Source organism: Cellulosimicrobium arenosum, assembly GCF_014837295.1.
In the GTDB taxonomy this organism is placed as follows: domain Bacteria; phylum Actinomycetota; class Actinomycetes; order Actinomycetales; family Cellulomonadaceae; genus Cellulosimicrobium; species Cellulosimicrobium arenosum.
In genome coordinates this window covers 150,628-171,338 of the sequence record NZ_JACYHB010000003.1, presented here as the reverse complement: position 1 = coordinate 171,338, position 20,711 = coordinate 150,628, and the positions used below count along the sequence as shown (strand labels likewise).

Annotated in this window: 20 protein-coding genes; 9 read left to right on the top strand and 11 right to left on the bottom strand. The window is 73.8% G+C overall.

Annotation, left to right across the window (positions count from 1 at the left end):
• The first annotated feature begins 9 nt into the window (after window positions 1-9).
• The gene (locus IF651_RS05290) at window positions 10-897 is read left to right on the top strand and encodes a hypothetical protein (protein WP_191828056.1); all 888 of its coding nucleotides are present in this window, start codon (window positions 10-12) and stop codon (window positions 895-897) included.
• A gap of 92 nt (window positions 898-989) precedes the next feature.
• On the opposite strand, the gene IF651_RS05285 is transcribed toward IF651_RS05290, so the two are convergent.
• From IF651_RS05285 to IF651_RS05270, 4 genes are all read right to left on the bottom strand, one after another.
• The gene (locus IF651_RS05285) at window positions 990-2,153 is read right to left on the bottom strand and encodes a hypothetical protein (protein ID WP_191828055.1); all 1,164 of its coding nucleotides are present in this window, start codon (window positions 2,151-2,153) and stop codon (window positions 990-992) included.
• 75 nt (window positions 2,154-2,228) lie between these two features.
• Window positions 2,229-2,672, bottom strand: coding sequence for a DoxX family protein (locus IF651_RS05280; RefSeq protein ID WP_191828054.1), 444 nt, complete (start codon window positions 2,670-2,672; stop codon window positions 2,229-2,231).
• Window positions 2,673-2,725: 53 nt separating this feature from the next.
• Window positions 2,726-3,379: a response regulator gene (locus IF651_RS05275; protein WP_191828053.1), complete on the bottom strand. Its 654-nt coding sequence runs from the start codon at window positions 3,377-3,379 to the stop codon at window positions 2,726-2,728.
• On the bottom strand, window positions 3,376-4,743 hold the full coding sequence (locus IF651_RS05270; RefSeq protein ID WP_191828052.1) for a histidine kinase: 1,368 nt from the start codon (window positions 4,741-4,743) through the stop codon (window positions 3,376-3,378). Before IF651_RS05270 ends, IF651_RS05275 begins: the two co-directional genes overlap by 4 nt.
• 119 nt (window positions 4,744-4,862) lie before the next feature.
• Here IF651_RS05270 and IF651_RS05265 point away from each other — a divergent pair, with 119 nt between their 5' ends.
• Complete coding sequence (locus IF651_RS05265; RefSeq protein ID WP_191828051.1) at window positions 4,863-5,588, top strand: ZIP family metal transporter; 726 nt, start codon at window positions 4,863-4,865, stop codon at window positions 5,586-5,588.
• 94 nt (window positions 5,589-5,682) lie between these two features.
• On the opposite strand, the gene IF651_RS05260 is transcribed toward IF651_RS05265, so the two are convergent.
• From IF651_RS05260 to IF651_RS05250, 3 genes are all read right to left on the bottom strand, one after another.
• Window positions 5,683-6,327, bottom strand: coding sequence for a lysophospholipid acyltransferase family protein (locus tag IF651_RS05260; protein ID WP_191828050.1), 645 nt, complete (start codon window positions 6,325-6,327; stop codon window positions 5,683-5,685).
• 145 nt (window positions 6,328-6,472) lie between these two features.
• Window positions 6,473-7,966, bottom strand: coding sequence for a nucleobase:cation symporter-2 family protein (locus IF651_RS05255; protein WP_191828049.1), 1,494 nt, complete (start codon window positions 7,964-7,966; stop codon window positions 6,473-6,475).
• A gap of 211 nt (window positions 7,967-8,177) precedes the next feature.
• Window positions 8,178-9,536, bottom strand: coding sequence for an 8-oxoguanine deaminase (locus tag IF651_RS05250; RefSeq protein WP_191828048.1), 1,359 nt, complete (start codon window positions 9,534-9,536; stop codon window positions 8,178-8,180).
• A 232-nt stretch (window positions 9,537-9,768) separates the two neighbouring features.
• Between IF651_RS05250 and IF651_RS05245 the strand changes: the two genes are divergently transcribed.
• Window positions 9,769-11,013, top strand: a complete 1,245-nt coding sequence (locus IF651_RS05245) for a cation:proton antiporter (protein ID WP_191828047.1) — start codon at window positions 9,769-9,771, stop codon at window positions 11,011-11,013.
• A 110-nt stretch (window positions 11,014-11,123) separates the two neighbouring features.
• Here IF651_RS05245 and IF651_RS05240 read toward each other — a convergent pair whose 3' ends face one another.
• The 3 genes from IF651_RS05240 to IF651_RS05230 all read right to left on the bottom strand — a co-directional run bounded on the left by IF651_RS05240 (window position 11,124) and on the right by IF651_RS05230 (window position 14,400).
• Window positions 11,124-12,404: a PIN domain-containing protein gene (locus IF651_RS05240; protein ID WP_191828046.1), complete on the bottom strand. Its 1,281-nt coding sequence runs from the start codon at window positions 12,402-12,404 to the stop codon at window positions 11,124-11,126.
• Window positions 12,405-12,413: 9 nt separating this feature from the next.
• Complete coding sequence (locus tag IF651_RS05235) at window positions 12,414-13,475, bottom strand: AI-2E family transporter (protein WP_191828045.1); 1,062 nt, start codon at window positions 13,473-13,475, stop codon at window positions 12,414-12,416.
• Window positions 13,476-13,581: 106 nt separating this feature from the next.
• Window positions 13,582-14,400 (bottom strand): S-methyl-5'-thioadenosine phosphorylase, encoded by an 819-nt coding sequence (locus IF651_RS05230; RefSeq protein WP_338403784.1) that lies wholly within the window; start codon window positions 14,398-14,400, stop codon window positions 13,582-13,584.
• Between the two features lie 197 nt (window positions 14,401-14,597).
• On the opposite strand from IF651_RS05230, the gene IF651_RS05225 reads away from it, so the two are divergent.
• From IF651_RS05225 to IF651_RS05200, 6 genes are all read left to right on the top strand, one after another.
• Complete coding sequence (locus IF651_RS05225) at window positions 14,598-15,488, top strand: alpha/beta fold hydrolase (protein WP_338403783.1); 891 nt, start codon at window positions 14,598-14,600, stop codon at window positions 15,486-15,488.
• A gap of 46 nt (window positions 15,489-15,534) precedes the next feature.
• Entirely contained in the window at window positions 15,535-16,086 is a 552-nt protein-coding gene (locus IF651_RS05220; protein WP_191828042.1) for a histidine kinase, read from the top strand.
• A gap of 94 nt (window positions 16,087-16,180) precedes the next feature.
• Window positions 16,181-17,023 (top strand): DUF4097 family beta strand repeat-containing protein, encoded by an 843-nt coding sequence (locus IF651_RS05215; RefSeq protein ID WP_191828041.1) that lies wholly within the window; start codon window positions 16,181-16,183, stop codon window positions 17,021-17,023.
• A gap of 27 nt (window positions 17,024-17,050) precedes the next feature.
• Window positions 17,051-17,857, top strand: a complete 807-nt coding sequence (locus IF651_RS05210) for an ABC transporter ATP-binding protein (protein WP_191828040.1) — start codon at window positions 17,051-17,053, stop codon at window positions 17,855-17,857.
• On the top strand, window positions 17,854-18,696 hold the full coding sequence (locus IF651_RS05205) for an ABC transporter permease (protein WP_191828039.1): 843 nt from the start codon (window positions 17,854-17,856) through the stop codon (window positions 18,694-18,696). The genes IF651_RS05210 and IF651_RS05205 overlap by 4 nt, the downstream gene beginning before the upstream one ends.
• A gap of 100 nt (window positions 18,697-18,796) precedes the next feature.
• The gene (locus IF651_RS05200) at window positions 18,797-19,837 is read left to right on the top strand and encodes an NAD-dependent epimerase/dehydratase family protein (RefSeq protein WP_191828038.1); all 1,041 of its coding nucleotides are present in this window, start codon (window positions 18,797-18,799) and stop codon (window positions 19,835-19,837) included.
• 72 nt (window positions 19,838-19,909) lie between these two features.
• On the opposite strand, the gene IF651_RS05195 is transcribed toward IF651_RS05200, so the two are convergent.
• Entirely contained in the window at window positions 19,910-20,647 is a 738-nt protein-coding gene (locus IF651_RS05195; protein ID WP_191828037.1) for a VOC family protein, read from the bottom strand.
• Window positions 20,648-20,711: the final 64 nt, after the last annotated feature.

Sequence of the window (20,711 nt, the reverse complement as noted above, 5' to 3'; positions counted from 1 at the left end):
CCTGAGGGAATGACCACGCCCACCGCATCCCCACCCGACCCCACCCCCGACGGCCGGGGCGAGACCTCGCGCCGCACCTGGCCGTGGGTCGTGCTGACGATCGCCGCGGTCCTCGTGGTGGCGCTCGTGGTGTGGCTGGTCAACCGGCCGGGCGACGCGGAACCCGCATCGCCGACGTCGGGCACGGCGACGTCGGGCACGGCGACCGAGGAGCCGACGGAGACCGCGTCTCCCTCCGGCGAGCCCACGGACGAGGAGACGACGTCCGAGCCTGCTGCCGAGGGCTGCGCGGCGACCGGCGACGGCGTGCCCGACGGCGCGGGGTCGCACGAGATCGTCGACGTGGACGGCGACGGCCAGGCGGACACGGCGTGGATCACACCGGGCGCGGACCGCGCGTTCGGCATCACGACGGCGTCGGGCGCGACGTTCTCCACCCCGATCGACTCCGCGAGCCCGCAGGTCGCGAGCGCCGTCGTGAACGTCGTCGCGGCCGGGGACGGGACGGCGCCCGTCGCGCTGGTCGACACGGGACGCGAGGTGCTGCTGCTCTCAGCGGCCGGCTGCGCGCTGACTCCGACCCAGAACGAGCAGGGCGACCCCTACACGTTCGACAAGGGCTTCACGGGCTTCGGCACCGGGGTGGGCTGCACGGAGGTGTCGGGCGAGCTGCGCCTGGCCGGGCTGAACGCGGTACCCGGCGACGACGGCGACACGTTCACCGTGTCGCGGACCTTCGTCGACCTGGACACGGACGCGCAGACCGCGACCAACGGGGACGAGGAGACCGTCGCCGAGGGTGCCGCCGCGGACGACGCGGTCGTCACGACCGCCCAGGAGACGAGCTGCGGCGACCTGACCGCAGGCAAGGACGGCCCACAGGAGCCGCAGTCGTAACCCCCCCCCCGCCGTCGAACACGACCTGAGGGTCGCTACCCGACCGATAGCGACCCTCAGGTCGTGGTCGGCGACGGGATCAGACGACGGGTTCAGGCGTCGGGGCGTGTCGTGCATGGTTCGCGGCGGCGTAGCCAGTAGGCGTAGGTGGCCGCGGCCAGGGTCAGCGACCAGAGGGGCCACAGCAGCGTCGGGCCGACGGCGCCCCACTGGTCGGCGGTGAGCTCGATGGGGCTGTCGCCGCTGAGGCCGACCAGGATCATGGACAGCCCGGCCGGCAGGACGGCGATCGCGACCACCGTCGCGGGCACGACGGCCAGCTTCACGGGGACGCGGCGCCCGGCGAGCCCGACGATCCACCGCGGGAAGACCTCACCCCAGCGCTGGAACAGCCCGAGCGTGAGGACGGCGCCGACGACGGCGAAGGTGCCGAGTCCGAGCGCGGCCACCAGACCGTCGCTCCCCGCCAGCTCCTCGACGTTCTCCGGCGAGAAGCCGAGCGGGATGCCCAGCGCCCACGCGATGCGGGTGACGGCGTAGAAGGCCGGGATCGCGGCGGCCACGAGCGCGGCGGCACGCCCCCACCGGGCGGCCGCGACCGGCGTCGTCCAGGTCGGGTCGGCCCCGGCGAGCCGACGCCCGCACGACTCGCACGCCCCGACGCCGCGCCGCGCGAACCGGACCGCCGACGCCGCGAGCAGACCGGCCCCGCCGAGGCTCGCGAGCTGCAGCACGACGGCCGGGTTCACGAAGTCGACGAACGCCGCCCGCATGACCGGGTCGAACGGCGCCATGATCAGCGTGACCGGCAGGTAGCCGAGCCGGGCGAGGATCGCGGCGTCGGCGAGGGCGGAGGCGCCGACCGCGACCACGGCGACGGCCGCGACGGTCGCGGTGCGCACCGCCCTCGGGACCGGCCGTGCACGCCCGCCGCGCCAGGTCCACACCGCCAGGGCCGCCCCGACGAGCGCGAGGACGGCGATCCATGGGGAGAGGGCGCTCGCAGGAACGACGGTGAGGGCGCCGAAGCCGGAGTCGCTCGCGTCACCGACGGGCAGCACGCCGCCGGACAGGGTGACGACGAGCGCGATCGCGGCGCCGGCTCCCCACCACAGCGCGGCGACCGGTCCGATCCATCGACCGCGGGGGCGTCGGGCGTGCTGGTGCCCGGCCGTGCTCCCGACGGTCACCACCCGGGCTGCGGGGGGAGGAACGGACGGAGGAGCGGACGGGGGTGCGGGGTGTCGTGTGCTCATACCTCGACGCTCGTCCTGCAGGACGCCGCACGGATCACCCGCCCCGGTGACGCTCCTCCCCCGGGCGGGTGAACGTCAGTCGCGCGTGAGGGACTCGCGCACGGCCCGGAACGCGCCCGTCGACCACAGCGCCAGCGCCACGAGCACGGGCTGGAAGAACAGCCGCCCGAACCGCTTCGCGTCCGTGTCGAGGCCGAACCCGTCGGTGCCCTCCAACCACTGCCCGACGTTGCCGGGGAAGATGACGACGAAGAATGCGGCGGCGACCAGACCCACGGCCACCTTCCACCGCGAGAGCACGACGAGGGAGCTGCCGAGCGCGATCTCGACCGCCCCGGACGCCAGGACCGTCACGTCCTCGTCGATCGGGAACCAGCCCGGCACCTGCGCCTGGAACTCCTCCCGCGCGACGGTGAGGTGGCTGATCCCTGCACCGACGAGCGCGAGGCCCAGCGCGACGCGCGTGATCGTGGCGGGGACGGACGTGCGGGTGGGACGCGTGAGCACGGAGAAGTCCATCCGTCGATCCTCGCACCGGTCGGCGATGCGCGAACGTCGGGGCCGACCACGAGTCAGCCGGTGCGGACGAATCCCGACTCGTAGGCGTGGACCACGGCCTGCGTGCGGTCCCGCACCCCCAGCTTGGCGAGCACGTTGCCCACGTGCGTGCGGACTGTCTCGACGCCCAGGTACAACCGGCCGGCGATCTCCGCGTTCGACAGACCGGTCGCCATGAGCCGCAGCACCTCGCCCTCGCGCTCGGTGAGCCGCGCGGCGCGCAGCTCGTCCCCCGCGGGCGGGCGCGCGGTCGCGAGGCGGCGCACCGCGTCGGGGAAGAGCAGCGACTCGCCACGTGCGACGACGCGGACCGCCTGCACGAACTCCTCGGGGCGAGCGCGCTTGAGGAGGAACCCGTGCGCTCCGGCGCGCAGGGCGTCGAGCACGTGGTCGTCGTTCTCGAACGTCGTGACGACCAGGACGCGCGGCGCGGGGTCGCGCGCGAGGAGCGCCGAGGTCGCCGCGATCCCGTCGACGCGCGGCATGCGCACGTCCATGAGCACGACGTCGGGCCGCGCGGCCTCGACGAGGCCCGGGACCTCGACGCCGTCGCCGGCCTCGCCGACCACGTCGAGGTCCGGCTCGGCCTCCAGGATCGCGCGCAGTCCCGTCCGGACCAAGGGCTCGTCGTCGACGAGCACGATACGGATCCGCTCGGTGCGGGTCATCGGCCGGCACCTCCCCCACCGGTCCCGCTGGCCGCTCCGAGGGGGAACGTCGCGCGCACGACCCAGGTACCGGCGTCGGGCTCCGATCCCGGCCCGGCGACCTCGACAGGCACGACGGGCCCGGCGGAGAAGTCACCGCGCAGCAGGCGCACCCGCTCGGCCATGCCGGCGATCCCTCTCCCACCTCCCACCGGGCGAGCAGCCTCCGACCCGACGGGGTTGCGGATCTCGACCCGCAGCGCTCCCCGCGGGTCGACCGCCGTCCCCACCTCGACGTCCACCGGGGCGCCGGGGGCGTGGCGCAGCGCGTTCGTCAGCGCCTCCTGGACGACGCGGTAGGCCTCGAGCGACGTCGCCCGGGGCAGGTCCTGGCCCGCGCCGGGACCCGTGCGCCGCACCACGGCCCCGGCGAGGCGAGCGTCGTCGAGCAGCGCGTCCACGTCGGCGAGGGTGCGGGCGGGACGACGGTCCGGGCCGGCCGAACCCGTCCGCAGCAGCCCGAGGACGTGGTCGAGGTCCGCCATCGCGGTGCGCCCGGTCTCCTCGATCGCGGTGAGCGCGCGCCGGGCCGCGTCCGGGTCGGTCGCAAGGAGGCGCGACGCCGCGGCCGCCTGGAGCGTGGTGACCGTCAGGGCGTGCCCGACGGAGTCGTGCAGGTCGCGTGCGAGCCGGCCCTGCTCCGCCGCCCGGTCGGCGGCGGCCTCGAGCTCGGCGATCCGCTCGGACTGGTCGGGCCCGAGCAGCGGCCACGCCGCCTGGCGCAGCAGCGCCCGAGCCCCCGCCGCGACGTACGGGAGGACGAGCAGCAGCGCGACGGCGACGAGCGCCAGGGCCCACACCCCGGCCCAGGCGGGCACGAGGTCCCACGGTCGCCAGTCCGTGAGCAGGATCGGCTCCAGGCCCAGCGCCGACAGCGCGAGCTGTATCGCCACGGGCACCGCGAGCAGCACGACGAGCAGCACCAGTGCGCCGAGCACCAGGTGCAGGCCGTACCAGGCCGCGGACCGCCAGCGGGTCGCAGAGCTCGGTGGCGTCGCTCCGTCGGGAGTCGGGAGGTCGAGGTCGAGGAACGTGCGGACCGCGGCGATCTCGAGCGCGCGGACCGGGGCGAGGAACGGGGGCGTGCACGCGATCGCCGCGGACACCCCGGCGAGCACCGCGGTCGCCACCCGCGGGGTCTGCGGCGAGGCGAACATCTGCGCGAACCCCGCGACGAGGACGAGGTACGCGCCCGCGACGACTCCCCCGATCACGAGGAAGACGCCCGCCCGCACGGTCGACGCGCTGCGCAGCGGCTCGATGACGCGGCGCGTGCGCGGACCGATCACGGGCCGGTCGTCGACGGGTCCCTCCCTGCGCGCCACGCCCCCATCCTGCCCATCCGGGGCGGCGAGCGCCTCCCCCGCCAGGGGGAGGGACGGCGTCGGGCACCGGGTCGTGGCCCCGGCGCGCACGCCACGCGAGACCCTGGTCAACTGGGGCCATGGCCGGGTTCTGGTGGGGGCTCCTCGCGAGCTCGTCGTTGCTGCTCGGGGCGGCGGTCGTGCTGTGGCGCCCGCCGGGGAAGCGCGCGATCGGGCTGATCATGGCGTTCGGCGCAGGCGTGCTGATCAGTGCGGTCGCGTACGACCTCGTGGAGGACGCGTCGCGCAGCGCGAGCGGCTGGGTCCTGCTCGCGGGGCTCGCGGGCGGCGCGCTGACGTTCTTCGTCGGGGACCTGCTGATCGACCGGATGGGCGGCAACGGGCGCAAACGGTCGACGGGCGAGCAGTCGAACGGGTCCGGCGGCGCGATCGCGCTCGGGACGGTGCTCGACGGGATCCCCGAGTCGGTCGTGCTCGGCTCGACGCTCGTCGGCGGGAACGGCGTGAGCGTCGCGATGCTCGCCGCGGTGTTCCTGTCGAACCTGCCGGAGGCGATGTCCGCGACGTCGGGCCTGGTGAAGTCCGGGACGTCGCGCGGCCGGCTCTGGCTCCTGTGGGGCGGCACGACGGCGGTCTCCGCCGTCGCGGCGGGCGTGGGCTACCTCGCGCTGGGCTCGGCGTCGGGTGCAACGGTCGCGGTGGTGCAGGCGTTCGCCGCGGGGGCGCTGCTCACGATGCTTGTCGACACGATGATCCCGGAGGCGACGGAGTTCGGCGGCCCGGTGACCGGTCTGGTGACGGTCCTGGGCTTCGCGACGGCGTTCGGCCTGAGCGCGCTGAACTGACGACCACGACGTCACCCGCCGTCGAACACGATCCGAAGGTCGTCACCGACGCCAGAACGACCCTCATGTCGTGTTCGACCGGGGCTTGGGGCGGTTAGGCCGCGAGGTCTTGGCCGCTGAGGCGGTGGATGGACTCCATGACCTCGTTCGTGAGCTCGCGGCGCGCCTGGGCTGGCTTGGCGCCCGACGTGATCTGGCGCGTCGGCTGGATGGCGACGCCGAAGTGCACCTGGACGCGGTGGATGCGCGGCATCCGCGCGCCCACCGGCTGCACCTTGTCCGTGCCGCGGACCGCGACGGGGACGACGGGCGCGTGCCCGGCGAGCGCGAGCCACGCGACCCCGGTGTGCCCCTTGTGGAGCCTCCCGTCGCGCGAGCGCGTGCCCTCCGGGTAGATGCCGAACACCCCGCCCTGATTGAGCACCGCGAGCGCGTCCTCGAGCGAGCGCTGGCCGGCGCGTGGGTCGTCGCGCTGCACGGGGATGTGCCCCATCTTGGTGAAGAACCAGCGGGACAGGCCCCCCTTGATCCCGCGGCCGGTGAAGTACTCGGACTTCGCCAGGAACGTGACGTGGCGCGGAGCGACGATCGGGATGAGGAGGGAGTCGATGAACGACAGGTGGTTGCTCGCCAGGATCACCGGTCCGCTGCGCGGCACGTTGTTCCGGCCGGTCACCTGCGGCCGCAGCAGCGCGTACGCCAGCAGCGACAGGATGAGCTTCAGCACCCGGTAGGTCATCGGCTCATTGTGCACCGTCTGTGTTGCACGGGTGCGCAACCTGATCGAGGCGCGACGGAGCCCCGCCCCCGGCGAGGGTCGCTCGCCAGGGCGCGGGGCGTCGTCGGGCACGGCGCTGGGCCGCGCGGTCCGCCCGGCGCGGGCCCTACGGGGCCGCCGGGTCCGTCGGCGGGGTCGCCTCGGTCGACGAGGGCGGACGGCGCCGGTTGGACTTGTTGAGGACGCCGTCGTCCTCGAGGTCCTCGAGGTCGTCGTCCTCGACCGCACTGGTCCCCCGGTCGGTGCCGGCGGCGAACACCGACGGATTCTTCGGCGTGCCGACCTTGATGTGGTTGAACAGGATGTTCAGCAGGATGGCCATGAGCGCGGCCGAGCTGATGCCGGAGTGGAAGATGACGCCGAACCACTCGGGGAACTGGTCGTAGAAGTCGGGCTTGGCGATGGGGATCATGCCGAACGAGATCGACGCCGCGACGATGATGAGGTTCATCGAGTTCGAGTAGTCGACCTTCGCGAGCGTCCGGATCCCGGATGCGGCGACCGAGCCGAAGAGCACCACGCCGGCGCCACCGAGGACGGGCGTGGGGACGGCGGCGACGACGCGCCCGAGCACCGGCAGCAGGCCCAGGACGACGAGGATCGCTCCGCCGGCCGAGACGACGAACCGGGACTTGATGCCGGTGATCGCGACGAGGCCGACGTTCTGCGCGAACGCGGACTGCGTGAACGACCCGAAGAACGGCGAGACCACGGAGGACGCCATGTCGGCGCGCAGGCCGTCGGCGATGCGCTTGCGGTCCACCTTGGTGTCGACGATCTCGCCGACGGCGATGATGTCGGCGGTGGTCTCGGTGAGCGTGACCAGGATGACGATGAGCATGGAGATGATCGCGGCGACCTGGAACGTCGGGGCACCGAAGCCGAGGAAGTCCGGGAACGCGGCGATCGGACCCTCGCCGACGCCCGCGAAGTCGGCCTGGCCGGTCAGGAGAGCGACCAGCGTGCCGATGACGATGGCGAGCAGGATCGACAGGCGTGAGACCGTGCCGGACCCGACCTTCGACAGCAGGATCACGATGAGGAACGTCAGTCCGGCGAGGCCGATGTTGCTGACCGAGCCGTAGCCCGGTGCCTCGGCGTTGCCGCCCATCGCCCAGTTCGCGGCGACGGGCATCAGCGTCAGGCCGATCGTGGTGATGACGACGCCGGTGACCACGGGCGGGAAGAACCGGATGATCTGCGCGAAGAACGGGGTGATCAGCAGCCCCACCGCGGAGGCGACGATGACGGCGCCGAAGACGCTCTGGATGCCGCCGCCACCACCGACGATCGCGATCATCGTCGACACGCCCGCGAACGACACACCCTGCACCAGGGGCAGCTGCGAGCCGAAGAACGGGATGCCGAGGGTCTGCAGGATCGTCGCGAGCCCGCCCATGAACAGCGACGCGGCGACCAGCGTGCCGATCTCGGCGGGGGTGAGCCCTGCGGCCGAGCCCACGATGAGGGGCGGGGCGATGATGCCCCCGTACATCGTCAGGACGTGCTGGAACCCGTACCCGAACGTGGGGCCGATCCGGAGACGTTCGTCCTCCGGTCGGCCCGGCACGGGACCGGCCGTGGCAACTGGTTCGTTCATAGCGGACCTCCTCGTCGCTGTTTTCCGCTGAGCGGAAGAACACTTCCACTATTCGAACTCTCAGTGTGACGTGTGTCAAGTCCCTGGGCGAAACTCGCTCCCCGCCAGCAGGAACGCGAACCGCCCGGAGCGAGCTGTCAGCACCTGGTGAGCCCCGAGAGTCACCCGGTGCTGACAGACGTGGGGGGCGAGGGGTCGTCTGCGAGGAGGGTCAGCCCGCGACGAGGCGGTGGGCTGCCGTCGAGTGCTCCGCGATCAGGGCGTGCAGGTCCAGGTCCGGGATCGCGCCGTCGACCACGCGCCACTGCCCGCCCACCATGACGCGGTCCGCGCGGTCCGCACCGCACAGCAGCAGCGCTGCGACCGGGTCGTGCGTCCCGGAGAACCGCAGCTCGTCGAGCCGCCACAGCGCGAGGTCCGCCTGCTTGCCGACGGCGAGCACTCCGACGTCGTCGCGCCCCAGGACGCGCGCGGAGCCGCGCGTGCCCCACCCGAGCGCACGCGTGACCGGGATGTCCGCGCCGTACTTGAGCCGCTGCAGGTAGAGGGCCTGTCGGGCCTCCAGGATCATCGTGGACGCGTCGTTCGACGCCGACCCGTCCACCCCCAGCCCGACGGGCGCGCCCGCGTCCTCGAGCTCCACGGCCCGGGCGATCCCGGACGCGAGGCGCATGTTCGACGTCGGGCAGTGCGCCACGCCGGTCCCCGCGGCCCCGAGGCGGCGGATCTCCTCGTCGTCGAAGTGGATGCCGTGGCCCAGCCACGCGCGGTCCGTGAGCCAGCCGACGGACTCGAGGTAGTCGACGGTGCGCATCCCGAAGCGCTCGCGGCAGAAGTCCTCCTCGTCGATCGTCTCGGCGAGGTGGGTGTGCAGGCGCACGTCGAGCTCCTCGGCGAGCGCCGCGCTCTCGCGCATCGCGTCGGTCGTCACCGAGAACGGCGAGCACGGCGCGAACGCGATCTGCACCTGCGCCCCGGGTCCGCGCTCGTGGAACGTGTCCACGAGCCGGCGCGAGTCCTCGAGGATCACGTCGAGACTCTGCACGACGGACTGGGGCGGCAGGCCGCCGTCGTCCTGGCCGAGCGTCATGGACCCGCGCGTGAGCGTCGCGCGCATCCCGAGCCGGCGCACGGCCTCGACCTGGATGTCGATCGCGTCGTCGAGCCCGGCGGGGAAGACGTAGTGGTGGTCGGCGGCCGTGGTGCACCCCGAGAGCAGGAGCTCGGCGAGCGCCACCGTCGTCGCGAGCTCGTGGTCCCGCGGGGTCAGGCGCGCCCACACCGGGTACAGGTTCTGCAGCCACGGGAACAGCGGGGCGTCCGCGACGGGCCCCCAGGCGCGCGTGAGGGTCTGGTAGAAGTGGTGGTGGGTGTTGATCAGCCCGGGCGTGAGCACGTGCTGCGACGCGTCGAACGACTCGTCGGTCGGCGCCGCGGGCGAACCGCCCGCGCCGACGAGCTCGACGACCACGCCGTCCTCGACGACGACGCCGCCGCGGGCGTCGGGTGCGTCCGGCGAGTCGTCCGCGGTGAAGACGCCGAGCGGGTTGCGGATCCAGGTCCGGGTCATGAGTGCCTCCTGGTAGACGGCGGCACCCCCCGGCGTCGTCGCGCCGGCTCAGTGGTCCTGTCTGCCGATCCAGGGGCCGACGGCGGCGTGCCGCGGCTCCGACGACGGTATTCACCCGCCCGGCCCCGCGTCAACAGGACCGGGCCGCCGGGTCCTTCGCCCCGCGAGGTGGGATGCTTGTGCTCGCTCTCAGCAGGACGTGCCCCACAGGGCCCCGACCCAGGAAGCATCGATGAACCCCTACGCGGCTCTGGTGCCCGTCTTCGTCGTCGCGCTCGTCGCACCGCTCCTCGCGAGGCTCATGCCCGTGAACGCCCGCGTGCCGCAGGTCGTGCTGCTGCTCCTGGGCGGCGTCCTGATCGGTCCGCAGCTCATGGAGCTGTCGGACCCCGCCTCGGTCACCCTGCTGTCCGACCTCGGCATGGGCTTCCTGTTCCTCCTGGCGGGCTACGAGCTCGAGCCGAACCTCCTGCGCCAGAAGGTCGGGCGGCGCGCGGGCGGGGCGTGGGTGACGTCGTTCGCCCTGGCCGGGGCGGCCCTGCTGCTGCTCCCCGGCCACCAGCCGTCCGAGCTGCTGGCCGCCGGCGCGATCGCGCTGACGACGACCGCTCTCGGCGTGGTCCTGCCCATCCTCAAGGACGACGGCGTGCTCGACTCGCGGCTCGGCCGGTCCGTCCTCGTGCTGGGCGCGATCGGCGAGCTGGGACCGATCGTCGCGATGGCTGTCCTGCTCGGGACGCGGAACTCGGGGACGGCGACGGTCCTGCTGGGGGTCTTCGCCGTGCTCACGCTGGCGATCGCCGCCATCCCCGAGCGCTTCACGAGCCTGCGGGGCCGCTTCCTCATGTCGCTGTCCGAGCACGGCACCGGGCAGAGCACGCTGCGACTGACCGTCCTCCTGCTGGTCGGGCTGCTCGCTCTCGCGCAGTCCCTCGGCTTCGACGCGGTGCTGGGCGCGTTCGTCGGCGGGATGGTGCTGCGCCGCTGGGCGCCGGGCGACGTCGTCGCGCTCGAGAAGAAGCTCGACGCCGTCGCGTGGGGAGTGTTCATCCCGGTGTTCTTCGTCAGCTCGGGCATGGGGCTGGACGTCGACTCGATCGTCTCCAACCCTGTGCTGCCGCTCGCGTTCCTGGTCGCGATGCTCGTGGTCCGCGGCGGCCCCGTGCTGCTGTGGTTCCGGCGCGAGCTGCCCGGCGGCGAGCGCGTCCAGGCAGCGCTCTACTCCACGACGACCCTCCCCCTGCTCGTCGCGCTCACCGAGATCGCCGTCGACGACGGTTCCATGCCGACCGACATCGGCGCGGCCCTCGTCGGGGCTGGCGTGCTGTCCGTGATCGTCCTGCCGATGATCGCGAGCCGGCTCCGTCGGCGCGGAGACGACGGAGCGGCCGGTCGCGACGGCCGGGGCGGGGAGTCGCGACGCCCGGACGACGAGCGTCGCGACCTCCCGAACGACGGGATCGTCGACACGGTCTGAGCCGCGTCGGTCACGGCCGGGCCAGGACGACCATCACCGGTCCGCTGCGAGGCGGCGGCCCCGGACGACGAACCTCTTGCCCGCCGTGGACCGGCTGACCGCCCCCGGTGTCAGGCCGCGGTGACGAGGTAGTCGTCGGCGTCGTCGTCCCACGCGAGGTCGACCGCGCCGGAGGCCTGGGCGGCCTTGCAGAACTGGAGGAACCCGCGGTAGCCGAGCGCCTTCTCGCTGAAGTCGGGCCGGTTCTTGCGGATCGCGTTCTTCAGGCCCGAGAGCGGCGCGGACCCGCCCTCGTCCTGGACCACGGTGCGCAGGAGCGCGAACGCGGACGTGGTGTCACCCTGAGCGGGCAGCGACACCTCGGGGTCCCCGGTCGAGGGGCCCTGGGCCAGCTCGACGAAGCCGCGGTCCGCGAGGAAGCGGACGAACTCGCCGAACGTCCGGAACCCGTAGTCGGCCTCGCTGAAGGTCGGGTCCTTGCGCAGCAGCGTCCGCTTGAGCACGGACGCGGTGACTGCACCGCCGGTGGACTTCGCGAGGTCGGCCAGGGTCTGGGCGACCCGGACCTCCATCGGCAGGTCGTCGGCCGACGGCGCGTCGTCGCTCTCGTCGTGACTGCCGTCCTGCTCGGGCGACGCGCCCGCGGGCACGGTCGTCGGCACCGCTCCGCCGATGACCGCCTCGGCGGCCTCGTCGGCGACGGGCGACGACTCCTCGCTCGGCACGCCCTCGCCGGCGCCGACGAGCGCCGACGCGGCGGCGCGCGCCGAGTCCTCGCGCGACCCCGACGACTTGGCTGCCCTCGCCGGCCTCTCGCTCGCGCTGCCCGCGGACGAGCCACCGCGTCGTCGGCCCTTCGACTGGGGGATGCTCACACCGGGGCGGACGGACCGGGGCGCCGGCTCGTCGGGGATGTCGACGCCCTCGAGGCGGTCGTAGAAGAGGAACTCGTCGCACGCGGGCGGCAGCAGGCGGGACGTCGACTTCTCGACCCCGACCCCGATGACGCGCTTGTTGAGCTCGCGCAGCTTGTGCACCAGCGGGGAGAAGTCGGAGTCGCCCGTACACATGACGAAGGTCGAAATGTACTCGCGCTCGAACGACATCTCGATCGCGTCGACGACCATCTTGATGTCGGCCGCGTTCTTGCGCGAGGCGCCCATGCGCTGCGGCATCTCGATGAGCTCGACCTGGTGGCGCGTCAGGGAGCGGCGGTCCTCGTCGAAGTACGACCAGTCCGCGTACGCGCGGCGGACGACGACCCGGCCCCGCGCTGCGAGCGCGTCGGCGATCGGCCCGAAGTCGAACGCCATCCCGCCCAGGTGCTCACGCGCACCGAGCGCGAGGTTCTCGTAGTCGATGAAGACGGCAAGGCGTTCTTCCAGTTCCATGCCCCGAGCCTAGGCCCCGTCGTCGTCTTGCGCGTTCGCCGCGTCCTGCTCGGACCCGGGCGCGCTGTGGGCGGCGGCGTCACGGACCATCACCGTCACCGGTGCGGACAGCATGGCCCCGAGCAGCCCGGCGAGCGCGGCGCCGACGATGGTCGACGCGAGGTTCACGATGGGATGCAGCCGCAGGCGGTCGCTCGAGAGCTTGGTGAGCACGAGGGTCTGCACCACGCTCTGGACGAGCAGGATGACCGCCAGGAGCCAGAGCGCCGCACCGGGCCCCTCCGCGCCGAGCGCGATGAGCACCGCGAACGCGCCGGAGAAGATCGCGCCGATGTACGGGACGTAGGACGTGACGAACGTGACGAGCGCGATCGAGGCGGCGAGCGGCACGTCGAGCAGGACCGCCGCCGCACCGATGACGACGGCCGTGAGCGCGCTCGAGAGGGTCAGCGCGCCGAAGTACCGGCCGAGCGTCGTCGCGGCCTCGTCGAGGACGACCGCCCCCGCCGTCCGGCCGATGCGCGTGTACCGCGCCGTCGCGGTCTCGATCGCCGTCCAGTCCGCGAGGACGTAGTACAGGAAGAAGACGGCGATGCCCGTCCCCACGAGGAACGCGGCCAGGCTCGAGAACACGCTGCCGAACAGCCCGGCGATCCCGCCGATCGCTCTCGACGTGCCGTCCGCGAGCGCGTCGGGAGAGACGTGGATCGCGGACAGGTCGACGTCGACGCGCGCGTCGACCTCCGCGAGACCGGTCGAGACGCGCTCGGCGATCTCCTCCGACTGGTCGAGCACGCCGACGACCGTGAGCCACACGGCAGCCACCAGGATCGCGCCGAGGCCGACGAGCACCGCGAACGCCCCGACACCGCGCGGGACGCCGGCCCGCTGCATCCGGTCGACGATCGGGTGGAGCAGCACCCCGAGGACGGCGGCGAGCACGAGCGGGACGACGAGGCCGGAGAGGGCGGCGAACGCCGCGTACGCGATGCAGGACAGCACGACGATCCCGACGACCGCCCAGGCTCGCGCTCCCGCGCGGACGATCCGGTCGGCGTCGGGCACGGGCACGGGAGCTCCTCAACGGTCGGTTCGCCTCGATCATCGCGTCTCCGGCGCACGAGCGCCTGCCGACACCCGTCCGTGCATCTCGTGAGACAGAACCCCCGGTTCTGTCTCACGGGCCGGCGACGGACGCCGGCAGGTCCAGGCCGTCCAGGACGTGGCGGCAGGGGCAGTCGTCGTCGGCGGGCAGGGCCGCGACGACGTCGTGCAGCACCGCCGTCAGCGCGACGACGTTGCGCGCGAACGCCTCGAGCACGGCCGCGTGCGTCACCGACGACTCGACGTCGACCCCTGCGTCGGCGTCCGTGACGAGCGCGAGCGACGTGTAGCAGAGGGCGAGCTCGCGCGCGATCGCCGCCTCGGGCATCCCCGTCATCCCGACGACGCTCCCGCCCTCCGCCGCGTTGCGCCGCGACTCGGCGCGGCTGGAGAACCGCGGCCCCTGGATGACGACCATCGTGCCGCCGTCGACGGCGGGCAGCGTCCCCGCCCGCGCGGCACGGACCGCGACGGGGCGCCCTCGTGGGCAGTACGGGTCGGCGAACGGCACGTGCACGACCGGCCCCTCGCCGTCGTACACCGTGTGCTCGCGGCCCCACGTGCGGTCCACCACCTGGTCCGGCACGACGACGGTCCCCGCCGTCAGCTCCGGCCTCAGCCCGCCCACGGCCGACGCCGCGACGACCTGCCGCACCCCCAGGGACCGCAGCGCCCACAGGTTCGCGCGGTAGTTGACGCGATGCGGCGGGAATCGGTGGTCGGCTCCGTGGCGGGGCAGGAACACCACCGGCCGACCGGCGAAGGTGCCGCGGCTGGGCGGGTCGGACGGGTCGCCGAACGGCGTCGCCACCGCCACGGGCTCCGGGGCGTCGAGGAGTCGGTACAGGCCGGATCCGCCGAGGATCCCCACGGGCTCAGTCGTGTCGGTCACGACCGTCACGCTAGCCGTTCCGGGCCCGACGTCGCCCGGCCGGGATGCGTGGCGGCCGGACCGTCAGGCGACCGTCAGCCGCCGGCGGTCGGGTGCACGTGCCGCGATGAGTTCCCGCGGCGGGGATCGTCAACGGTGTCGAAGGCTGTCCCGAACCCGGGCGGCCTGCTGCCCACGACGGACGGAGCCTCATGGACGTGACGACGACGGTCGAGGTCGGCGGGGTGACGCTCGGGGTCGAGCACTTCGGCGACGACACAGCACCGCTCGTGCTGCTCGCAGGCGGGACGACCATGCTCTCCTGGCCCGACGCGCTGTGCGCCGCGCTCGCCGGCGGCGGTCGCCACGTCGTGCGGTACGACCTGCGCGACGCCGGCGCCTCCACCACCCTCGATCCCGCCGCTCCGCAGTACACGCTGCGAGACCTTGCCGCCGATGCAGCGGCGCTCGCCCGCGCGCTCGACGACCGGCCGGCGCACCTGGCCGGGATCGGCGTCGGCGGGATGGTCGCCCAGGTCGCGGCCCTCGACCACCCGGCAGCGTTCTCCGCCCTGACTCTCGTCGGGACGCGACCCGTCGCTCCGGGGCCGGCCGACGACGACCTGCCCGATCATGACGCCGCGACCATGCGTCGGCTGTTCTCCCGCTCGAAGCCCGACTGGTCCGACCGCGCCGCGGTGGCGGAGTTCGCCGCCGCAGGAGCGGAGATCCTCGGCAACGACCCTGCCGCCGCGCAGGAGCGTGCCGGGCGCACGTGGGACCGCACCCCCGGCACGGGGCCCGCGGTGCAGATGGCCAACCAGCTGGGCACGATCTTCGCCGCGCTCGACTGCACGCCGCGCTGGCGCGAGCGGCTCACCGACCTCGCGGTCCCCACGCTGGTGGTGCACGGCGCCCGCGACCCGTTCTTCCCGGTCGGCAACGGCCGAGCCCTCGCACGCGAGATCCCCGGTGCGACGCTGCTCGTGCTCGAGGCCGCGACGGCGATCCCCGACGCAGCCGCCGGCGAGGTCGCGGTCGCGATGCTCGGGCTCGGCGAGCCCCGGGCAGGTCTGCTCCCCGCGCGTGCGTGCCGAAACACGAGGTGACACCAACCCTCTTGCCATGACGTCATAGTGGTGTCATAGTGGCGTCATGGAGATCACCCGATACGTCGACGAGCTGCACCGGCAGCTCGCCACCGCTGCCGCCGCGGGCGGCGACGAGGCACGCGACCTCGCCGGCCGCCTGACCGCACCCCTGGACGCCGCCGCGCGGCTCGTCCTCCTCGACGCCCTCTCGGACGCGGCCGGGGAGATCTCGGCCGAGCTCGCGCCCGGCTCCGTGGACGTCCGCCTGCGCGGCGGGTCGCCGGAGTTCGTCGTCACCGCACCCGCGGTGCCCGCCGACCAAGGGGACCTGCCCGCGCCGAGAGCAGGCTCCGTGCCGTCCCCGGAAACCGCGCCGTCGCAGGTCGCGGACGCGGACGCCGACGCGGTCTCGGCGGCCACGACCCGCACCACCCTGCGCCTGCCCGACCACCTCAAGTCGCAGGTCGAGGTGGCCGCCGCCCGCGACGGCGTCTCCGTCAACACCTGGCTCGTGCGCAGCGTCTCCGCCGCGCTCGAGCAGGCCACCGGTCGGCCCGCGGCACAGGACCGGCCCGCACAGCGCTCAGGGAACCGCATCACCGGCTGGGTGCGCTGACCAGCCCTCCGCCCTCCGCCGGCACCGCCGGCTGACACCACCGCGACTCACAGCGACACCACCCGATCGAACCCGCCATCGAGGGAGCCTTGCCATGCCCACCTTCCCCACCACCCACCCCGTCCCGGTCGTCGTCGAGGTGCCGTTCGCGAACGTGCACGTCGTCGCCGGGGAGCGCGAGGACGTCGTGGTCACCGTCCTGCCCACCGACCCCACGAAGTCCGGCAGCGTCCGGGCCGCCCAGGACGTCCGCGTCGAGCGCGACGGCGACGCCGTCACGATCACCTACCCGGGCTCCTGGAAGCAGTTCGTCCTCCCGTTCGCCGCCGGCACCGCGAACGTCACCGTCGAGCTGCCCGCGGGCTCGGACGTCCGGGGCAAGGCCGGCGCGCTCCTCGCCGAGGGCGCGCTCGGCGTCGTCGACATGACGCTGTCCGCGGGCGACGCCCGGCTCGACGACGTGGACCGGCTCACCCTCAAGGTCTCGGCCGGCTCCGCGGTCGTCGGCCGGGCGCTCGGGACCACGGACATCAAGGTCGGCGCGGGCAGCGTGCGGGTCGGCGAGATCGCCGGCGACGGCACGATCCGGGCGAGCAACGGCACCACCACCGTCGGCTCGGTCACCGGTTCCCTCGAGGTCGTCGGGGCGCACGGGGACATCGCGCTCGGTCGGGTCCGCGGTGCCGTCGTCGCCCGCTCCGCCCACGCGGGGATCCAGGTGAACGACCTCGAGTCCGGCAGCGTGTCGCTCACCACGTCGTTCGGGAGCATCGAGATCGGCGTGCCCGAGGGGGTCGCCGCCCATCTGGACGTCGCGTCGGAGCACGGCTCCGTCCGCAACCGCCTGACCCCCACGGCGGGCCCCGTCGAGGACGAGGCCACCGCCGAGGTGCGTGCCACCACCGGCTACGGCGACATCGTCGTCCGTCGCCCCTGAGACCCACCACACCCAGGAGAAGAGACCATGGACGAGAACCTCGCCATCGACGTCCGGGGGCTGCGCAAGTCCTACCGCTCGAAGGCCGGCACCCAGCTCGTGCTCGACGGGATCGACCTCGCCGTCCCCGCGGGCACCGTGACCGCACTGCTCGGCCCCAACGGGGCCGGCAAGACCACCGCCGTCGGCGTGCTGTCGACCCTGCTGCGGGCGGACGCCGGCACCGTCCGCGTCGCCGGCCACGACATCGCCCGCGAGCCCGGTGCCGTCCGTGCCTCGATCGGCGTCACGGGTCAGATCACCGCCGTCGACGACCTGCTCACCGGCCTCGAGAACATGCACCTCATGGCCGACCTGCACCACCTCGGCCGGGCCCGCGGCCGACGCCGCTGCGCCGAGCTGCTGGAACGCTTCGGCCTCACCGAGGCCGCCGGCAGGACCGTGGCGACGTACTCGGGCGGCATGCGGCGCAAGCTCGACCTCGCGATGACGCTCGTCGGCGCCCCGTCCGTCGTCTTCCTCGACGAGCCCACGACGGGGCTCGACCCCCGCAGCCGTCGCACCCTGTGGGACGAGGTCCGGTCGCTCGTGACCGCGGGCACCACGATCCTGCTCACCACCCAGTACCTCGAGGAGGCCGACCAGCTCGCCGACTCGGTCGCCGTGCTGAACGACGGCCGCATCGTGGCCGAGGGCACCCCGGCCGAGCTCAAGGCGGTGCACGACACCGGCTCGCTCGACGACGTGTTCCTGGCCCTGACCGAGCCGTCCACCGAGCTCGAGCCCACCGACCCCGCGCCCTCGTCCGTGAACGACAAGGAGAACGTCCGATGACCACCGTCGCCACCGCCCCCGTCGCTCCGCCGACCGCGCGTCCACGCCCGGTCGCCGACGTCCTGATCATGCTGCGGCGCAGCCTGCTGCGCGCCGTGCGCTACCCGGGCCTGACCGTGTTCCTCGTCGCCGGGCCGCTGGTCATGCTCGTGCTGTTCGTCTACGTCTTCGGCGGAGCCTTCGGCGCCGGTGTCGCCCCCGGCGTCACAACCGGCGCGGAGGGACGCGCCGCCTACCTCGACTACATCACGCCGACGCTGCTCGTGATCACCATGGTCGGCGGCGCGACGTCGGTCGCGACCAGCGCCGCGATGGACGCCACGACCGGGATCATGGCCCGGTTCAAGACCATGGCGATCGCGCCAGGCTCCGTGCTGTCCGGGCAGGTGCTCGGGTTCGTGGTGCAGGCGCTCGCCGCCCTCGTCCTCGTGCTCGGTGCCGCGGTCGCGATGGGCTACCGGCCCGACGCCGACGCGCTCGACTGGCTCGCCCTCGTCGGCCTGTTCGTCCTGCTCGGGCTCGCTCTCAACTGGCTGTGCGTCGCGATGGGCCTGAGCTCGCGCAGCGTCGAGACGGCGAGCAACGCACCCATGCTGCTGCTCCTGCTGCCGTTCCTCGGCAGCGGCTTCGTCCCCGTCGAGACCATGCCCGGCGCGGTGCGCTGGTTCGCCGAGCACCAGCCCTTCACCCCGATCATCGAGACGACCCGGGGCCTGCTCGCCGGCGGCGCCGGCCTCGAGGGCAGCGTCGCGGCACAGGCGGTCGCCTGGTGCGTGGCGATCGGGGTCGCGGGCTACGTCTGGTCCCGCAGGCTCTACCGCCGCGAGCGCCGCGCCTGACGCACCTGACGGGCGGGTCCGGTGTCGTGGTCCCGGCCGTCAGGCGACCGTCAGCCGGTGCGAGGCTGCACGGTCCGGCGCGGGCGGGGATGCTGGCACGATGCGCATCCTCGTCACGGGCGGGGCGGGCTTCATCGGGTCCGCCGCCGTCCGCACCCTCGCCGCCGCCGGCCACGACGTCCGCGTCCTCGACTCGCTGCGGGCGGACGTCCACGGGGACCGGCCGCCACCCACGCTGCCGGACGGCGTCCCGGTCGTCCGCGGCGACGTGCGGGACCCGGACGTGGTCGGCGAGGCGCTGGACGGGCGGGACGTCGTCGTGCACCTGGCCGCGAAGGTCGGTCTCGGCGTCGGGATCGACGACGTGGACGACTACGTGTCGTCGAACGACCTGGGGACCGCGGTCCTGCTGCGGGCAGCGGCCACGCAGGAGGCGGTCCCCCACGTCGTGTTCGCGAGCTCGATGGTCGTCTACGGCGAGGGCGCCTACTCCTGCGCGGAGCACGGGACCCAGCCGGCGCCGCCGCGGGACGAGGCCGACCTCGCGGCCGGCGTGTTCGACCCGCGCTGCCCGGTGTGCGGCAGCGTCCTGACGCCCGGCCTGGTCGCCGAGGACGCGCCGTTCGACCCGCGCAACGTCTACGCCGCGACGAAGGTGCACGGCGAGCACGTCCTCGCCGCGTGGACCCGCGCGACGGGGGCGACCGCGACCGCGCTGCGGTTCCACAACGTCTACGGCCCGGGCATGCCGCGCGACACCCCGTACGCGGGAGTCGTCTCGATCTTCCGCTCCGAGGCCGAGCACGGCCGCGCGCCGCGCGTGTTCGAGGACGGCGGCCAGCGCCGCGACCTCGTGCACGTGGACGACGTCGCGCGCGCCGTCCTCGCCGCCGCCGAGCAGCCGCAGGGCCCCGGCCGGGTCGAGCCCTTCAACGTCGGCTCCGGCGAGGTGACGACGATCGGGGACGTCGCGCGCCGCGTCGCCGCGCTCCTCGACGCCCCGGAGCCGGTGGTCACGGGCGAGTGGCGCGGAGGCGACGTCCGCCACGTCACGGCGTCGAGCGCCAGGGCCGCAAGCGTCCTGAGCTGGCACGCCCACATCCGGGCGCCCGAAGGCCTGGCAAACCTGGTCACGCGCTAACCCCCCGTCGAGCACGACCTGGGGGTCGCGAAGAGCGTCAGAACGACCTTCAGGTCGTGTTCGGCGGGGGGGTCAGGGTCTGTGGAGGACGCAGAAGTCGTTGTTCTCCGGGTCGGCGAGGCAGATCCAGGGCACGTCGCCCTGGCCGACGTCGGTGTCCGTGGCCCCCATGGCCCGCAGGCGCGCGACCTCCGCCGCCTGGTCGTCGCCCGGGTAGGGCAGCAGGTCGATGTGCATGCGGCTCTGCGCCGTCGTCGGGCCGGGCGTGCGGACGAGCTCCAGGTACGGCCCGACGCCCTCGGCCGACCGCAGCCTCGCGAGGTCGTCGGAGATCTCGTGCACGGTCCAGCCCGCGGCCTCGCCCCAGAACCGGGCCATGGCCCGCGGGTCCGCGCACTGGACGACGACCGCGGCGATCGGACCGGTGTCCTGGTAGACCGCCCGGGGCTCGAGCACGCAGAACACGTTGCCCTCCGGATCCGCCAGGACCTGCCACGGCACGTCGCCCTGACCCACGTCGGCGCGCGTCGCGCCGAGCTCGACCAGCCGCGCGACCAGCTCCGCCTGGTGGGCCGCAGAGGTCGTCGCGAGATCGAGGTGCGTGCGGTACCGCACGGTCTCGGGGTCCGGGACGACGACGAGGTCGACGCACACGGCCGCGGGGTCCGGCCAGTCGAGGCCGGCGGGCACGAGGTTCACCACGCCGGGTCCTTCGCTGGACATGTCCCAGCCGAGCGCGGCGGCCCAGAACCGGCCGAGCGTCGCCTCGTCGCCGGCCTTGATGTTCACCTGGACGAGCTGGAGTGCCATGGAACCCGACGCTATGCCTCGGGCGCACCCCGTCGCCAGTGCGTGCCGGACCGGTCCTCGTTCG

Bases quoted from the DNA above. Each gene is read 5' to 3' on its own strand.
- IF651_RS05220 (WP_191828042.1), top strand. From the start codon at position 15,535: ATGGAGATCACCCGATACGTCGACGAGCTGCACCGGCAGCTCGCCACC.
- IF651_RS05280 (WP_191828054.1), bottom strand. From the start codon at position 2,672: ATGGACTTCTCCGTGCTCACGCGTCCCACCCGCACGTCCGTCCCCGCC.
- IF651_RS05275 (WP_191828053.1), bottom strand. From the start codon at position 3,379: ATGACCCGCACCGAGCGGATCCGTATCGTGCTCGTCGACGACGAGCCC.
- IF651_RS05210 (WP_191828040.1), top strand. From the start codon at position 17,051: ATGGACGAGAACCTCGCCATCGACGTCCGGGGGCTGCGCAAGTCCTAC.
- IF651_RS05285 (WP_191828055.1), bottom strand. From the start codon at position 2,153: ATGAGCACACGACACCCCGCACCCCCGTCCGCTCCTCCGTCCGTTCCT.
- IF651_RS05250 (WP_191828048.1), bottom strand. From the start codon at position 9,536: ATGACCCGGACCTGGATCCGCAACCCGCTCGGCGTCTTCACCGCGGAC.
- IF651_RS05205 (WP_191828039.1), top strand. From the start codon at position 17,854: ATGACCACCGTCGCCACCGCCCCCGTCGCTCCGCCGACCGCGCGTCCA.
- IF651_RS05200 (WP_191828038.1), top strand. From the start codon at position 18,797: ATGCGCATCCTCGTCACGGGCGGGGCGGGCTTCATCGGGTCCGCCGCC.
- IF651_RS05290 (WP_191828056.1), top strand. From the start codon at position 10: ATGACCACGCCCACCGCATCCCCACCCGACCCCACCCCCGACGGCCGG.
- IF651_RS05240 (WP_191828046.1), bottom strand. From the start codon at position 12,404: ATGGAACTGGAAGAACGCCTTGCCGTCTTCATCGACTACGAGAACCTC.
- IF651_RS05215 (WP_191828041.1), top strand. From the start codon at position 16,181: ATGCCCACCTTCCCCACCACCCACCCCGTCCCGGTCGTCGTCGAGGTG.
- IF651_RS05195 (WP_191828037.1), bottom strand. From the start codon at position 20,647: ATGGCACTCCAGCTCGTCCAGGTGAACATCAAGGCCGGCGACGAGGCG.
- IF651_RS05255 (WP_191828049.1), bottom strand. From the start codon at position 7,966: ATGAACGAACCAGTTGCCACGGCCGGTCCCGTGCCGGGCCGACCGGAG.
- IF651_RS05265 (WP_191828051.1), top strand. From the start codon at position 4,863: ATGGCCGGGTTCTGGTGGGGGCTCCTCGCGAGCTCGTCGTTGCTGCTC.
- IF651_RS05260 (WP_191828050.1), bottom strand. From the start codon at position 6,327: ATGACCTACCGGGTGCTGAAGCTCATCCTGTCGCTGCTGGCGTACGCG.
- IF651_RS05245 (WP_191828047.1), top strand. From the start codon at position 9,769: ATGAACCCCTACGCGGCTCTGGTGCCCGTCTTCGTCGTCGCGCTCGTC.